Genomic DNA, 16,253 nt, shown 5'->3' on the forward strand with positions numbered 1-16,253 from the left:
AAAATCCACGTTTGAAAAAAAATAGTTAAAAGTTAAAATAGTAAGGGTGAAGATCGCTACAAGAAGAGAGGAATTACAATAACATGATTATCAAACCAAGAACACGTGGCTTTATCTGCACCACTGCTCATCCGGTGGGCTGTGCCCAACATGTTCAGGAGCAAATTGACTATGTACAGGCCCGTCCTGCTATCCAAGGCCCCCGTAATGTACTTGTAATCGGGGCATCTGCCGGATATGGATTGGCTTCTCGCATTACTGCCGCCTTCGGTGCGCGTGCCAATACAATTGGCGTGTATCGTCCTAGCAATGCTACGGCAACACGTACAGCATCGGCAGGCTGGTACAATTCTGCTGCATTTGAAAAAGCTGCTCAGGAAGCTGGGCTTAAATCCTTAAGCGTGACAGGCGATGCCTTCTCGGATGAGGTCAAGACCAAAACGGTGGAAGCCATTCGCGAAGAACTGGGACAAGTCGATCTGGTGGTTTACAGTGTCGCTTCAGGTCGCCGTACAAATCCCCACACAGGCGAAACGTTTAATTCCGTACTCAAACCTATTGGTAAGCCTTACACAAACAAGACCGTTAACTTCCACACCGGGGAAGTCAGCAGCGTGACGCTCGAACCCGCAACAGAAGAAGAAGTACAAGCAACTGTAGAGGTTATGGGTGGTGAGGACTGGAAATTGTGGATTGACGCCTTGCGTGAAGGCGGTGTATTGGCTGATACTGCAACGACCTTCTCCTTTTCGTATATTGGTTCGGATATTACGCAAGCCATCTACAGAGAAGGCAGTATCGGAAGTGCAAAGGATCATCTGGAGGAGACAGCACATCAGCTGAACGATCAGCTGAAAGTTACAGGCGGACGCGCCTTCGTCGCAGTCACCAAAGGACTCGTTACCCAATCTAGCTCCGCTATCCCTGTCGTTCCTCTGTATATTTCTGCTTTATATAAGGTAATGAAGGAAAAAGGGCTGCATGAAGGGTGCGTAGAACAGAGCTACCGCCTGTTTGCTGAGCGTCTGTACGCACCAGAAACTCCTGTAGATGAAGAAGGACGTATTCGTATTGATGATTGGGAACTACGTGAAGACGTGCAGGCAGAAGTTGCAAAAATATGGGAGGCGCTGACGACCAACAATATCTACGAATTGTCCGATCTTGAAGGATATCGTCGCGAATTTTTCCAACTGTTTGGCTTTGAGTTCGAGGATGTAGACTATGATGCTGACATTGATCCCATCGTAAATATTCCTAACGTGCGCTAAGTCTTTTAATATCGTCATTATGTCAAAAAACAAAAAAAGCTGTTCTCCAGCAGAGAAACATTTCGTTCTGCATGGAGGACAGCTTTTGTTTTTAATTAAAAGGGACACTTATGTCCGCTTTGAACTGCAAATGATGCTAACATTGCAATTTTAAATTTCATTTGATATTGTACAGGTAGGCATAGCAAAATCCCTCTTCCTAACAAGAGGGTAAGCACAGTTGGACAAGTCCTACCTTGACTGACCGTGATACTATTTGCTCAGCCCATCACACCCATATAAGGAGGTGTACAACATGGCAAAAGACGTTCTGTGTGAAGTCAACTCTTGTACGTACTGGGCCCAAGAGAATAAATGCAGCGCTAGCTCCATTTACATCGTAAGCAACAGACCTGAAGACACTCACAAATCCGAAGAAACAGACTGCAAAACCTTCGAAGCCAAGTAAATCTTTGATTTCAAGCCTAGCTTTATAATGAAGGAGCCCATGCCCGGGTTCCTTCTTTCTTATGATATTCTAACAAGAATGATAATTATTATCAAGTCCTTTTTCGGTACAGAAAGGCGCTTTTCGCTTGTATACAATCATTTCTCTGCTACTTTATAAATCCACGCTGAAAAGGACACTGCTGTTCTCTCTAAAGACAAAAAAAAGAAGCGTCGCTCTGAACGATTCGCTTCTTGTGCTTGACCTTTTGTAATTGTTCCTGCTTGGTCGGCTTCATTCGTATGTGCTGTGAAATCTCGCCATAATGGTCATTTGTTTTGCGGCTCTGTGCCGCGCAATAGATTCCAGCGCGTTTTGCCTTGCTTAGCGCTTTTTGTGTTTGAGTACGTGCCATACGGCTTCACTCTCCTTCATTGGACTCCTTTTATCATAGCATCCAATAGTCAAATCGTGAATGGTTTGTCTGACTCAAGCATTCTTCAATTCATTAAATGTCTGAAAAAATATCCGGATCGCCACTGGAGGCCGCTACAATAAAAACAATAACTATAAAAATGATGATCAGTGTATAAATCAGTGTACCGATAATACTACATACCAGTCCAGCAATGGCCATACCTCTGCCTTGCTCGCCATGACGATTAATTTCCTTCAGGGAAAGACTGGACAAAATAATACCCACAATTCCGATAATCAACCCAAGATAGGGAATGACAACAGATAAAATCCCGAGCACCATCGAGGCAACAGCTTTACTATTGGTAGGTGGAACTACTGGGGGCGGGTTAAATGGGGCGTTATAATCGTTCGTCTCCTGAAAAGGATCGGAAGATCGAGGCTCCTTGTACAAATCACTCATCTGTTAAATTCAACTCCAATACGAAAAATAGCAATTATATAAGTTCTAGGGTACCACAATCTTACAAATCAGGACAGTACTTATTTCGAATTTTTAAATTAGAACGTTAAAAAGAAGAAACATAGCGATATTAGCACTTTTTGAGGTAACTGGGCATACAGTATTTTACCTGTTACAGATCAATTGTGCTCCATGAGAGCATCCTGCCAAGGAGGTCGGAGCTATGCTATATCGTGCAACATCCCACAGAAAGCGCTCGCCTCACAAACGTTTAAATGCAAACACACTTAGGATAATATCCACTGCTATGCTGCCATTTTACAAAGCTATTGCAACCCGACGTGCTTTTGCCGTCCAATGGTCACGAGCTGTCGTTCAGGCGAATTTGGATCGGATGAAATCCCTTCTCTGCTCAGTAGCTCCATTTGCCGCCAAACAAGGCTTAGGCACGAACGGCATCGGCTACTTTATTTCCTTTTTAGCTCAGCCACCGATGCTCTATTATACGAATGGAACAACGATTCCACCGGGGACTGTGCAGTTTACATTTGAGCCGAGAGTTCATCGCGCCATCGCAAAAGCCGTTTTTCCGCTGTATCGCGAATTGGCACGTAATCCATGTTTTGCTTCTGCCTTAGCCAAAGCGATCAACAGACAAGACCAGCGTGCAGTTCATGTCATGATCCGTAGTTTGATTCCATCCTCTGCGCTGAAATCCGTACAAATTGAGGACGATGGCTTTGCATTGCTTTTTAAGTATTCCTTTAGTAAATACCCCTATCGCAATCTGCTCTTTCGAGAGTTCACTTAAAAAGGTTGCTACTAGCGTGCTTGCTTGAGTTCTCCAATGAGCTCTTTTCCCAGTTGTATGGCCATATCTGTCAGCACTCGGATTTCGTCCTTGGATGCATGGTCCAAATGTGTCCCGCAGCAAATGGCAAAATTGCCCGCAAACTCTTTTCGTAAGCGAACTGCAATTTCTTCGGTAATATAAAACTCCTTGTGATTTTGCAATTGCACAGTTTGAATCGGCTCGAGTCTGGCCCCTGCTGTAATCGTTCCCAAATGGGGCTGATCACCGCCAGAAATGAGTACAACGATATCTTCCCCCATAAAATAGGCATCCAGTACAAGACGGATACGTCCGCTTTCTTTTTGCAAATGAATCATATGATCCTCTCCTGCTAAAATATTATTGTGAAACGATTCACTTTATAGAGTTCTACTCATTGTATCGCTTCCTGAACGGTTCGACAATTAAAAATGGCCCACAGCAGCCTATAAACCGTAGCTTGCTGTGGGCCTTCATTGTTATTCTAAAACAAGCATTCCATTTCCTACTGGGTGTTAACGGATCGTGATCGTATGCACAGTCTTACCGCTTGCGCCGTCATTATCCGTCACCGTTAGCTCCACGGTATACGTTCCAGCTGTGGTGAATTTATGCTTCACCTTGGAACCGACCGCCGTATCACCATCCCCAAAATTCCAGCTGTAACTGACGATCTCACCGTCTACATCACGGGAAGCTTTGGCGTTAAATTGTACATTTTTGTTCTTCTTAGCGGATTCATTAGCCTGAATAATGGCTACTGGCTTCTCATTGGATGTAGGTGGATTCGGATCAGGGTTCTGTCCCCCACCATTGGTTACATACAATCTTCCCGGCGCCTCCGTCTCCACTTCATTTCCCGCTGCATCCCTTACCCGGATCACGATGACTCCGCCTTCCAGGTTCAGAGAAGATGAAGTGAAATAAGTACCTTCATAGTGGCCTGACGAAGTCTCATTTAATGGAATATCGTTGCGGCCCAAAGTGGACAGGTTGAAAGGCAGCTCCACATGGAAGGACGCCTCCAAACCGGATGCACTGTCAAAAGATACCCGTACTGACTGCCCTGGAGTAATACGCACATCCTCAGCAGGGTTAATGTTTTCAAGCTTCGGCAGAGCTGTATCGACATACACCGAGCGCGTAACGGTTGTTTCGTTTTCGGCAAGATCCTTGGCCGTCACCGTAATTTGATTTTCACCTTCGTTGATAAGCAATCGCTTGTTAAAGGTGCCGTCACTTCCAAATTCGGCTGGCTCGCCGTTAATCGTCAAATCGGTGAGGAATTCGTCATACACCGTACCGGTGACGCTCACGACACCCGCATTCGTACGGGCTCCTTCATCTGGCGAAGTCAGGATCAGACCCGGTTTAGTCTGGTCAAGTGTCACGACCACCGGTTCGGAACGATCCGTTATTTTGCCGTATACCGCTGCTTGGACACTTAGCGGATTAGCACCTGGTTGAAGATCAACCGACAAACTGAACTGGCGATCCTTCACCTTCGTTGTGCCAGCCAGCTCCTTACCGTTAAAGAGCTGAATATCGGCTCCTTCTGCCGGAGAAGTTCCTGTTACGGTAATCGTCTCTTCCTGCGTATAGGTAGCCTTCGTAGGAGTCGTAATCGTTGGAGCATTCACCGGATATCTGACGATAGCCCGGATCATGTAGTTACCCTCCTCCTCAGGTGATTGGCTCCATGTGCCGCTTACACCTTGCCAACTTCGAAGCGCATTGGGACTGCTTTCATCTGTAGCAAGACCCGGCGACTGTGTGCCTACAGCAGACTGTGTATATACGATGTAGAAGTCACCTTGAACCGTCACCGGCTCTGGGAGCTGTACCGTCGTCCATTGTGTCTCATCCCGTACGGCAGTCCCGTCGAATGGACCAGCCAACAATCGTCCAGGTGCTCCTGCGGCACCGGAGGCGTCATAGACAGAATATTGGAATGCCGTTCCTCCCGGATTCGGGAAGGCAGAGTTCCAGAACAAAAGCGATGCTCCTGTCACTTGAGTCACTTCCGACTCAGGTGTCATTCTGACTGCCCATGAATTGCCTGCCGCGTTAAAGGCTCTAGCATTTTCTCCTGTCCCGTCATCGTAAGCAATGCCTCCTTGGAACCCGATAAAAGGTTTCAACATGACATTCGCTTCCACACTACCGTTCGGAGGAGCAGTAACGGATACACTGTCGCTATAATAATTTTCGGCTGCAATGGACAACGTGTATGTTCCTTCCAGCACGTCCAGCGTAAATTCTCCAGCCTCATTCGTTTCGACCGGAGCAATGCGTGCATCCTCCACCACCAACACTTTCGCTTTTTGGATCGGTTCACCGGATTGCTTGTCGGTAATGACCCCGTGAATCGTACCGTGAGGTATGGCCTGAAGACTAAAGTTTGCTCTGATGACTTTGTTATTCTCAATCGTGACTGCTTTCGTTTGAGGAACGTAACCGTAGGCTTCAGCCTTCAGCGTATAGTCGCCGGCTACATGGGTGAAGCTGTATTTGCCCGTGGTCGGATCCGTTTTTACCGAACGTCCGGTTTCCAATACCGTAACCGTAGCGCTGGCTGGAAGACTGTCGAGACCGACACGTCCACGTTCCACCGTTGTTTCTGCCGGCTTCACTTTCTCCTGGAATTCACTCTTTTCAGTACTTGTAATTTTGTACAGCGGGAACTGTTCTTCCGCTTTTTCCAGCTTGATATTCGACTCAGGTACGATGTCCTTAGTCACTGTCGTAGCTGGAATGCCAAGCACACGGAAATCGTCAATATACCAGCCGTTCTTGTTCACACTGTTATCCGATTTCAAACGGAAGCGAATTTGGATTTCATTGCCGGCGTAGCTATCCAGATTGTAATAAACTGGAGCCCACTTTTTCCCGTTCGTATTGTGAGAGAATTTGCCCAGCTCGCTCCACGTGTCACCATTGTTTTTGGACACTTCCACATAACCGTAATCATAGCCAGCCTCAATTTCAAACCAGTGATTGAAGGTCAGTGTTGCGTTGCGTACAGCTTGCAAATTAATTTTTGGTGAAACCAGCGAAAATTCAGCTCCGTTCTCATAATTGCTATCCAGATCGGTTGCCCACACATTGGGTCTGGACGCTGCGCTCTCTGGTCCTACTTCCTTGGGAATGCCGCGTTCCCACTCATCCTTAGTACCAGAATGAGTCCAGCCATTATCCGAGCTGCCGTCAAAATGATCGCTATACAGCGTATCCGGCACGTCTACTCTCAGAGAAGCCTCATTCGACTTGATTCCTTCATTACCACTATAATCCTCAGCCGCCACTGCATAATGATAGGTCGCTCCACCGACCGTGATGGTATCTGTGAGTGTCAGTGCTGAGGTTGTACCGATGGAAGTATAATTTTTGCCTGATTGGGTAGAACGATACACCTTATACTGCTTCACATCTTCATCGGAGGAAGCATTCCAGGCCAGTGTGACGTTGCCTACAGTATCTGCTTCAGCAGTCAAATTGCTCGGCGCAGCAGGTGCAACGGTGTCTGGCTCCTGAATCGACAGATCGTCAATATACCAGCCATCTTTCACAACCGTATTGTCACTAGTAAAGTTGAACAGGAGGTATACCTTTTGACCCGCGAATGCCCGCAAATCAAGATATTGTGTTTTCCAGCCGTTGCTGGCGCCGGTAAATGATAATACCTGCTCAAACGCATTCTGATTGTTTGTGGTTGCTACGTACACTTTGCCGAAATCAGAATTGTTTTCAAGATCGTACCAATGCTTGAAGCTAACCAGTGCCCCTTTTGAGCTCTCGGTCAGATCAATCGGAGGGGCCATAAAATAACTGTTGGAGTTGGTCTGATATTGGCCTTCGAGATTGGTCGCGATGACCTTTGTACCCGAATGTGCGCTTTTAGGGCCGCTTGTTGGAGTTCCCCATTTCCAAACACTGCCCTGTCCACCGATATTAATACCGGCAATGTCTTTTTCAAAGTCTTGTGTGTAGCCTGGTTTTACCCCTTTAGAGATTTTCACCTTATATACTTCAGTTTCAAATCCGTTATTACCGTAATCATTTACACGAATATAGTATTCCAGACCAGCGCTATCCACCAAAAAAGTCGGGATGGATGCTTGATATGTACCATCTTTGCTGTCGCCGGAGGTCCGTTCCAACGGAATATATACATAATTTGACGTACCCGCTGTTTTGGCAAATGCCTCAACGGCTGTCACGCCGACATCATCCGTTACATGAGCAGTCAGAGGTATATCAATACCCTCGAATGCCGCAGCGGGCGGTGTATGCTCGAGAACAGGTGCTTCCAGATCGTCGCCACCCGTTACAACTTTACCAGACACGGAGCCCAGACCCTGCATGACCGAACCGACCGCATCCAGCGCATTAATGACACCATGTCCGTAGCCATTGTTTGGTGAAGTAGGATATGTGCTGTCCGTTCGTGGTGTAGCCGTATTCATCAAAATTTCCTCAAGTTGATCTACGGTAAGCGAATGATTCGCTTGCAGCAACAGCGCTGCAAGGGCCGCAACATGAGGTCCCGCCATAGAAGTACCGTTATATCCGCCTTTATAGGCGCCACCAGCAACAGATGACCGGATATTAACACCCGGCGCGGAAACTTCGGGCTTCACTTCACCATAGGGTGAGGGTCCTAACAATGAGAAGCTGGCCAGATTATCATTGCTATCCGTGGCTCCAGTAGCGAAGGATTCCGGATAGTTCGCCGGATTGGCTACTGAGGCAGGTCCGCCCGGATTGGAAAGAGAGGTGTTACCTGCAGAGAATTCGGGGAAAATTTGAGCATCCCGCCATGCCTGAACCACAGGCCGGAACCATTCATCAAGACCCGGTCCGCCCCCCCACGAGTTGTTCACTACGTCTGGAGCAAGCTCGGGATGAAGATTCCCTTGGGCATCTTTTGGCGCAAGCAGCCATTGACCGCCATCCAGTATAATTGCATCCGTCGTTTCCGGATTAAAAATCCGAACCGCAATCCACTTCGCGCCAGGTGCAACGCCCACTCGGTTCGTTCCGTTTTCCTCAGAGCCGACCATCGTTCCCATCGTGTGCGTACCATGGGAATCGGCTTCCTGATCGACCGGAAGCGTCGAATGACTATGCGGATCGTACCAGCTCAGCTCGGGATTCACGACATTGCCTGCCGCGTCCAGACCCCGCCATTTGCGATGAAGGGCCGGATGTGTATAATCTACACCTGTATCCAGATTGGCGACCACGATTCCGGTTCCGTCGATTCCTTTTTCCCAAACTTGTGGTGCGTTAATATGGGATATGTTCCATTCCACCGTAGATGGGTCTACAGCGTTCTTACCTGCATTGCCAGGCTTAGCCGATGTTTTGCCATCGTCCTTCTCCAGCTCTACAGCTTTCTCTACCGATGCAGACTTCGCCGTTGCTGCTGTCGCTGTTGCAGCTGTTTCAGCCGTTTTGGCATTTGCTCCCTCTGCTTGCTTGTCAACTGTCACCTTTTGCAGATAACGCGTTTCATTCGGTAAGACTTTATCGACCTCAGGTAGTTTCGAAATATGATCCAGCACCTCCTTGGTGCTTGTTACAGCCAATGCATTGACAATAAAATAGCTTTTATATTCCTTCACTCCGCCGCTCTCTGATTGCTTGTCCAAGTAATTTTCAAGCCCATATTGGGTTCTTGAAGCGGTTTCACGCAGAGAGCTGATCACATGGCTGCGTGCAGCCATTTTGGCAGCGGAGGGTGTTATTTTCTCAAGTGAGGCCTTTTGGAGAGCATTTTTGGAAACCTTGTTGGTGTCTACCTGTTCTTTTAATTTGACCAGATAGGTAACATAGTTATTCTCCTCAAACTGTTTGGTCAGTTTCGGAGATACCTTCGCGGTCGTGACCTTGTGAGAGGCTGATTTCAGCTCCAGCTTGGAGCCATCCGGTGTGTTATTCGCCAAAGCAGGTTGAACAAAGGAAAAGGCCATTAGTAAAGATAGTCCGATAGACAGTGGTTTCTTGAATCGTTTAGGTTTAATCAATTACTTTTCCACTCCTTTTACTAGGTTTAATGTTTCTGAAATAACCTGTACAGAGTAAGACCTCATGCCTTGCACATCAAACACACGGGTTGCGCAACATGATGTGGTTGGCGACCACCTCCTTCATAGAATATAGAGGCACAAAAATATTTGGCTGTTCATAGATGGCAGTACTTCATAGGCGAGTTTACAATCCCAATAGAAGAGCGATGAAATTCAGTAGAAACCAAGGAGAAAAAGCAGGAGAACTTCGAAGAAAAACATGTTATATCATTACAGTTTATATTAAAAATTGATATATAATCATATATTATGGAATAGTATAAAGTTATCAAAACAGATATACAAGTCATTTTTTTGCATTTTTCTTGAAATTCTATGACTTTTATATTCTTTTATGTACGAAAACCCCTTTTTAGCGGCTACGTAATTAGTGCATTACACGGTTAGCAGGTGTATGCAATCTCTGTACGAGCCGCTCAAAGGGATTTTCGGAAGACTTTCTTAATCCTGTCTGATTATTTTTACTTAAGTACGGAGTTCACCGCAGCAAGCGCGTCGATCAGACCATATCCGTAACCATTGTTCGGTGAAGTCCGATACTGGCTGTCTGTCAGCGGAGTTGCTGTTTTTGAAATAACATCCTCCAGTTGGTCCACGGTCAAAGATGGTTTGGCCTGAAGCAGTAATGCTGCTAATCCGGCAGTATGCGGGCCTGCCATGGAGGTACCGTTCCATCCCCCCTCATACACTCCGCCCGGTACAGAAGAACGGATGTTTACACCAGGAGCCGAAATTTCAGGCTTCACTTCGCCATAAGGAGAAGGACCGCGCAGCGAGAAGCTGGCTAGCTTGTTGTTAACGTCCGTGGCTCCTGTCGCATAAGCCTCCGGCAGATTTGCCGGATTGGCTACAGACCCAGGTCCGCCCGGATTGGACAGTGTTGTGTTGCCTGCGGAGAACTCAGGGAAAATCTGAGCCGCTCTCCACGCCTTGGTGACTGGACGATACCATTCATCCAGGCCAGGTCCACCGCCCCAAGAGTTATTCACCACATCCGGTGCAAGCTCAGGGTGCTTTTTACCGTTTTTATCTACAGGAGCAAGAATCCATTGTCCACCGTCCAGTAAGATGGAGTCGGTGGTATCTGGATTGAATACTCGAACCGCAATCCATTTGGCGCCAGGAGCAACACCGATTTCATTCGTACCGTTGCTGTCCGAGCCAACGCTTGTACCCATCGTATGTGTACCATGTCCATTTGAATCAGTTGGCAGCGATGCTCCATCAACCGCATCATACCAGCTCAGTTCTGGATTCACGACCTGACCGGAAGCATTCAGACCACGCCATTTTCTTTTCAACGCCGGGTGAGTATATTCAACGCCTGTATCCAGATTGGCGACAACAATGCCTTTGCCGTCAATGCCTTTGGCCCAAACCTGTGGTGCTTTGATTTTAGAGATATTCCACTCGACACGGCTTGGCGTTACCGCATCCTTATATACGGATTCTTCCACCGATTTTTGCGCATTCTCTTCCGTCACAGCCGTATCTACAGCGGCCTGATCTGCAACCACTTGGTCAGCTGTAGATTCCTCAACCACAGGCTGGGCATCCTTATCTATTTCTACCTTTTGCAGTTCCCGCTTTTCATCCGGTAAAATTTTGTCGATCTCAGGAAGTGTGGCCAGATTATCCATGACCTCTTTGGTGCTGGTGACCGCAAAAGCGTTCACGATAAAGTAACTCTTGTACTTTTTGACGCTTCCGTTATTAACTTCTTTCTTTAAGTATTCTTCCACGGATTGTTGCGTTTTTTCTGCTGTATCCATGAGAGAGTTCACAACTGTTGTACGTACAGAAAGCTTAGCAGCAGCGGGTGAAATCTGCTCTGCAGAGGCCTTTTGGAAAGCATGCTTGGCAACGGACTCCGTATCCACCTGATCCTTCAATTTAACCAGATAGGTGACATACTCACTGGCACTGAATTGTTGGTTCAGTTTGGCTGAAACCTTGGCGGAAATGGTTGATCCTCCTCTGAGGTGGTTGTGCTGGAATCCCCATATACCGGGGAAATTAGAGAAAAGGCAAGAAGAGCGGTAAAACTGACCGACAGCGTCTTTTTGATATTTTTCGACTTAATCAATACTTTCCATTTCCCTTTACTTGGTTTTTTAATTCTCAAGGACAACCTTCCGGACAGCTACGTCAAAAGCTCACAAAATAGCCTCTGGTACTCACCTCCTTTAAAAAATATAGATTCCGCCGGGGTGAAATCCATAGATCATCATTCTGAGGTGAACAACCCTTGGTGCAGACCGTAAAAAACGAGCATCGGGTAGAAACAGGTGGACAAGTTTGAAAATGATAAGTGAAAAAAATGAAGAGAAAGGTAGGATAAGAAATTTAGAAGTAATCGAGGAGGTTAATGTGCAAGTATTAAAATACAATTTAAAACAAAAGAATGAAACATATGGTATCTTTTGAATCTAGTATAGTGTCATAAAATCAGATATTCAAGCATTTTTTTGAATTTTATTCCTTTTTTCCTTGAAGAAAAGAAAAATCTCTTCCATTTTCGAAGCAAATGCAAGTCTTCATTGTGCACTTGGTTTCGGAGATCAGAAGAGATTTTTCGACATTCAGCAAGAAACTTAAAAGAGTGTTATCTGCCGCTATTTACAGGTATGGGAACCGAGACGGCTCCATCTGGAAAGGATGATTTGGTTGGCTGCGGTCTGCGGCACAGACTCGTACATTCTCGGAAAGCCATTTGCCTGCATCCACAGCAATGATCCTGATTCACCAGTGCAAGAGCAGCCGTAAGGGCCTCTCCTGTGTGTTCAAAAAAATGCTTTTGTCCAATCATGTCGTAGCATCCAGTTTTCTGTAGTAATGCCAGCGGTTGAGGCTGGAGTCCGGAAACAAGCACTGTCCCGCCAGACTTCCGGTATTTCTGAATTAATGCAGTAAAGTTACCTTCTCCCGTCATATCCATAAAAGGAACCTTTCCCATACGTAACAACAAAATCCCTTGTAGGTGATCCGTCCGGCCTCCCACACCTGAGTTTTCCAATACCGAGGCTGCACCGAAAAATAGAGGGCCTTCCACATTGTAAATAGCCACTTGTGGACAATCATGCTGATCTGTAACCATATGCGCGCCTACTTTTTCATGTTTTACAGAAGGATCAGGAAGTACCTTGTCTACTGAAAGTGTACTGCTCATACGTTTAACAAACAATACAACCGCTAGAATCAGGCCTACCTCCACAGCCGTTGTCAGCGTCGTAAAAACCGTCAACAAAAAGGTGACAACCAGCACAATAGAATCCGCTGTCCGCGTTTTGAGAATGTGCGCAAAATGCTTGCGCTCACTCATATTCCACGCTACTACCATCAGCACCGGAGCCATACTGGCCAACGGAATGTTAGATGCATAAGGTGCAAAAAGCACCAGAATGAGGAGCACCACGAACCCATGTACGATGCCTGACATAGGAGAAACAGCACCATTACGGATATTTGTGGCGGTGCGGGCAATTGCACCTGTCGCAGGAATACCGCCGAACAGCGGTGTCAGCAAATTAGCAATCCCTTGTCCAACCAGTTCACGATTGCTGCTATGCCGGGCTCCCGTCATACCGTCAGCTACCACCGCTGAAAGCAGAGATTCAATAGCTCCCAGCATTGCAATAACAAGTGCTGGCGGCAAGAGTTTCACGATCAAATCCCACGTCACCGCAGGAATATGTAGCTCAGGCAAAGATGCTGGAATTGCGCCATACGCAGAGCCAATCGTAGCCACCTGCCCTGGAAAAAGTAAAGCTGCCACCAGCGTTGACAAGAGTAGACCAACCAGTGATCCGGGTATCTTGGGCCATTTTTTAGGCACCAAAATAAGCGCGGCAAGACAGATACAAGCCGTCAGGATACTATACACATTCAGTGAAGGAAGTCGATGGATGAGCTCTGCCATGGAAGGCAGAAAAGTTTCATGCCTCTCTACCCCGCGCAAGCCGAGAAAGTTAGCAATCTGACCACTGAATATCGTCACGGCAATTCCGGCCGTAAAGCCAATCGTTACTGGCTTGGGAATAAACTTGATCAATGCCCCCAGCCTGAGTACACCCATTAAAATGAGCATAATGCCCGCCATAAAACCGGCTATGAGTAAGTTCTCATAACCGTATTGCATGACAATAGCTAGCAAAATCGGAATAAACGCGCCTGTAGGTCCTCCGATCTGGAATTTGGATCCTCCCAGCAGCGAAACCAAAATTCCCGCAACAATGGTCGTATACAGCCCATATTCCGGCTTTACTCCTGATGCAATGGCAAACGCCATACCGAGTGGAATCGCCACAATCGCTACAATACTTCCGGAAATGAGATCCTTTCGCAAAGCCCCTGCGTTATAGCCTTCGAACCTTCCTATCCACTTCATTCCTGTAACCCTTCTTTTCTGTAATAGCATTACTTCTCGTTACGTATACCTTCCAGCAACGAGATAGCTTCGACCAAATGATTGTCAAAAATCCGTCGCGCCACTGCAAGCAGCTCCGTCAAAAGCGGATCACGTAGTGAATACACAACCGATGTACCTTCCTTGAAGCTGTTCACCAAATTTTTGGCTCGTAAAACGGCCAATTGCTGCGATACGGCAGAACCTTCAGAACCGAGCGCAGTCTGCAGCTCGTTCACATTCCGTTCCCCTTCACTCAGCACCTCCAAAATGCGGATGCGCAGAGGGTGAGCCAATGCTTTGAAAAAGTCGGCCTTAAATTTCTGGAGATCTCCTTCCATGCCTGCTCCGTCCCCCTCACAGAATTGTCCTATAAACGATCAACAATATCTGAATATTTGAATATTTAGTACAATAACAGCTTCGGGCCAATTGAACTATGATGTTACTCACACTTCACCATGAGTAAAGTCACATTTTTCCACACTTCTACCTTTCAGGGGTTGACAGCTTCCACAGGTTTCCATTAACATAGCAATTAACTTTAAGAAAAGGGGGCCGACAGACATGACCGTGCTTTACATGATAACGACAGACAGGCAGCATGATACAACCACATATTTGAGTTTTCGTCTCATCGGCCCCGTTCGGGCGACATGATGGGTGATATCACGCTGTCTGACGGCGTGATTAGCCAGGCTTTTTTATTTTTTTATGCTATTGGAAGAACAAGTTATTTTACGTATTTATGATGTGTTGATCATAAAATGTAATAACACTTTCGGTGCAAGAAGCCGTAGACGACAAGTCTGCGGCTTTTTTTGTTTTTTAAATCTTTTTATGCAAGTATTTATGAATTTACTTGAAGAAGGGAACTACCCATTTATATGAATATACAACATACAACCGACTCGTCCTTGCATGAAGGACCATACAGCCATCTGATGAAGCTTCCGGCAGGTGATCTAACCGTCTATGCTTCTCAGCAACTTTTCTCCTCACTGGATTACAAAGTGTTCGAGATGGCTAATAACAATTTACAAATTCCAGGTATCCGCTATATGGGATACACACCAGATGTACATGTAGGCGTCGGAACCTGCATCGGTACGACTGCTGTATGGGGAATGGAGGATGGTTACGTATCTCCCTCCATCGTCGGCAGTGATATTGGCTGCGGCATGCGCGTACACCTGACCAATCTGCACAAGGATGCTTTGAAGGAAACCAAGCTGCGCCGTAAGCTGGTCAAAACCATCGACAAATATTTGCCCATGGAAGCCCACCAACGCGGGCATTATTCGGATATCCGACTGGAGCATATTGTACGCAAGGGTCTACACGGCTTACCCAACAAATATATTCCGGACAGCTACACTCCTAAGAAATCCACCTCACTCACCCATGTAGAGCACAGTAAGTTCTCCTTTGACGAGGAGGTGCTGAATCTTGTCGAAGACCGTACATGGCACCGGGCTCACCGACAGCTCGGCACACTGGGTGGAGGCAATCATTTCGTCGAAATTCAGGCGATTGAAATCGCGGAGGAAAACCGTGAAACAGCTGAAGCTTGGGGGATGTTCGACGGTCAGGTGGCTGTGATGATTCATTCTGGATCGCGGGCTTGGGGTGGAGCAGTCAGCCAGGCTAGTTCATCTGCCATTGCCAAGACGATGAGCCGTCTCGGACTCGGTACCTCTGACCCGAGACTGGTATTCGCACCGCTGGACCATCCCGAAGCTGCACATTATGTCGATATGATGTATTCGGCGCTGAATTATGCCGTGGTGAACCGACATCTCATCGCATACTCCGTGCGTGAAGCCTTTCGCGATGTCTTTGGTACAAAGTGCGAGTTGCGTACTTTGTACGATCTAATGCACAATTATGCTTGGGAGGAATCCCATCCGGATCACGGTAGTGTGTTTGTGCATCGTAAAGGTGCTACGCGTGCTCTTCCAGCAGGACACCCCGACAATCCGCGGCCTTATCAGGCGACAGGGCATCCGGCCCTGATTCCCGGCTCTATGGGAACAGCCTCTTATATTATGGTAGGCTTACCGGGCGGTCAGGATAACTTCCACTCCATTTGCCATGGAGCAGGCCGTATTCGTTCGCGTTCTGCGACCAAACGACTCGTCAGTGTGGACGATTTTGCAGGGGCCCTGGGTGTAGGGACAGACGACGAAATTGTGGTCAATCAGGCATCACTGGAAAGCATTATCGACGAATCTCCGCAAGCCTACAAAAATGTAGATGATATTATCGAAAGTGTCACCGGGGCAGGACTCGCAGCAGTTGTAGCCAAATGCAAGCCGCTAGCTGCCCTGAAAGGAGCCAAATAAT

10 protein-coding genes and 1 pseudogene are annotated in these 16,253 nt (G+C 47.0%); 4 read left to right on the forward strand and 7 right to left on the reverse strand.

The genetic code is table 11. From position 1 onward, the window contains the following. Window positions 1-83 precede the first annotated feature (83 nt). Together fabV and MKY98_RS18630 are read left to right on the forward strand one after the other, a co-directional pair. Window positions 84-1,271: an enoyl-ACP reductase FabV gene (fabV, locus tag MKY98_RS18625; protein ID WP_069012514.1), complete on the forward strand. Its 1,188-nt coding sequence runs from the start codon at window positions 84-86 to the stop codon at window positions 1,269-1,271. A gap of 295 nt (window positions 1,272-1,566) precedes the next feature. After that, complete coding sequence (locus MKY98_RS18630) at window positions 1,567-1,719, forward strand: DUF1540 domain-containing protein (RefSeq protein ID WP_013311427.1); 153 nt, start codon at window positions 1,567-1,569, stop codon at window positions 1,717-1,719. 190 nt (window positions 1,720-1,909) lie between these two features. Here MKY98_RS18630 and MKY98_RS18635 read toward each other — a convergent pair whose 3' ends face one another. Both MKY98_RS18635 and MKY98_RS18640 read right to left on the reverse strand, forming a co-directional pair. Then, on the reverse strand, window positions 1,910-2,113 hold the full coding sequence (locus MKY98_RS18635; RefSeq protein WP_049816899.1) for a hypothetical protein: 204 nt from the start codon (window positions 2,111-2,113) through the stop codon (window positions 1,910-1,912). Window positions 2,114-2,206: 93 nt separating this feature from the next. Next, window positions 2,207-2,578 carry a DUF4190 domain-containing protein gene (locus tag MKY98_RS18640; protein ID WP_029515642.1) on the reverse strand — a complete coding sequence of 124 codons (372 nt, stop codon included), beginning with the start codon at window positions 2,576-2,578 and terminating at the stop codon, window positions 2,207-2,209. A gap of 223 nt (window positions 2,579-2,801) precedes the next feature. On the opposite strand from MKY98_RS18640, the gene MKY98_RS18645 reads away from it, so the two are divergent. Next, entirely contained in the window at window positions 2,802-3,389 is a 588-nt protein-coding gene (locus MKY98_RS18645; protein ID WP_029515643.1) for a hypothetical protein, read from the forward strand. An 11-nt stretch (window positions 3,390-3,400) separates the two neighbouring features. On the opposite strand, the gene lpdD is transcribed toward MKY98_RS18645, so the two are convergent. The 5 genes and pseudogenes from lpdD to MKY98_RS18670 form a co-directional block, all read right to left on the reverse strand. Further along, window positions 3,401-3,748 carry a prenylated flavin chaperone LpdD gene (gene lpdD, locus MKY98_RS18650; RefSeq protein ID WP_029515644.1) on the reverse strand — a complete coding sequence of 116 codons (348 nt, stop codon included), beginning with the start codon at window positions 3,746-3,748 and terminating at the stop codon, window positions 3,401-3,403. A 177-nt stretch (window positions 3,749-3,925) separates the two neighbouring features. Then, a complete protein-coding gene (locus MKY98_RS18655) occupies window positions 3,926-9,439 on the reverse strand; it encodes a S8 family serine peptidase (protein ID WP_069012513.1) in 5,514 nt (1,837 codons plus the stop codon). Between the two features lie 524 nt (window positions 9,440-9,963). Continuing rightward, a pseudogene (locus MKY98_RS18660) lies at window positions 9,964-11,588 on the reverse strand (S8 family serine peptidase). Between the two features lie 519 nt (window positions 11,589-12,107). Beyond that, window positions 12,108-13,889, reverse strand: a complete 1,782-nt coding sequence (locus tag MKY98_RS18665; RefSeq protein ID WP_029515646.1) for a SulP family inorganic anion transporter — start codon at window positions 13,887-13,889, stop codon at window positions 12,108-12,110. 29 nt (window positions 13,890-13,918) lie between these two features. Next, window positions 13,919-14,248, reverse strand: coding sequence for an ArsR/SmtB family transcription factor (locus tag MKY98_RS18670; protein WP_013311437.1), 330 nt, complete (start codon window positions 14,246-14,248; stop codon window positions 13,919-13,921). Window positions 14,249-14,794: 546 nt separating this feature from the next. On the opposite strand from MKY98_RS18670, the gene MKY98_RS18675 reads away from it, so the two are divergent. Next, window positions 14,795-16,252, forward strand: coding sequence for an RtcB family protein (locus MKY98_RS18675; RefSeq protein WP_029515647.1), 1,458 nt, complete (start codon window positions 14,795-14,797; stop codon window positions 16,250-16,252). The last annotated feature ends 1 nt before the right edge of the window (window position 16,253 follow it).

Origin of the sequence: Paenibacillus sp. FSL M8-0228 (assembly GCF_038007385.1) — a bacterium.
GTDB lineage: Bacteria > Bacillota > Bacilli > Paenibacillales > Paenibacillaceae > Paenibacillus > Paenibacillus polymyxa_D.

Coding starts and splice junctions, on each gene's coding strand:
- MKY98_RS18635 (WP_049816899.1), bottom strand. CDS start 2,113: ATGGCACGTACTCAAACACAAAAAGCGCTAAGCAAGGCAAAACGCGCT.
- MKY98_RS18675 (WP_029515647.1), top strand. CDS start 14,795: ATGAATATACAACATACAACCGACTCGTCCTTGCATGAAGGACCATAC.
- fabV (WP_069012514.1), top strand. CDS start 84: ATGATTATCAAACCAAGAACACGTGGCTTTATCTGCACCACTGCTCAT.
- MKY98_RS18630 (WP_013311427.1), top strand. CDS start 1,567: ATGGCAAAAGACGTTCTGTGTGAAGTCAACTCTTGTACGTACTGGGCC.
- lpdD (WP_029515644.1), bottom strand. CDS start 3,748: ATGATTCATTTGCAAAAAGAAAGCGGACGTATCCGTCTTGTACTGGAT.
- MKY98_RS18665 (WP_029515646.1), bottom strand. CDS start 13,889: ATGAAGTGGATAGGAAGGTTCGAAGGCTATAACGCAGGGGCTTTGCGA.
- MKY98_RS18640 (WP_029515642.1), bottom strand. CDS start 2,578: ATGAGTGATTTGTACAAGGAGCCTCGATCTTCCGATCCTTTTCAGGAG.
- MKY98_RS18670 (WP_013311437.1), bottom strand. CDS start 14,248: ATGGAAGGAGATCTCCAGAAATTTAAGGCCGACTTTTTCAAAGCATTG.
- MKY98_RS18645 (WP_029515643.1), top strand. CDS start 2,802: ATGCTATATCGTGCAACATCCCACAGAAAGCGCTCGCCTCACAAACGT.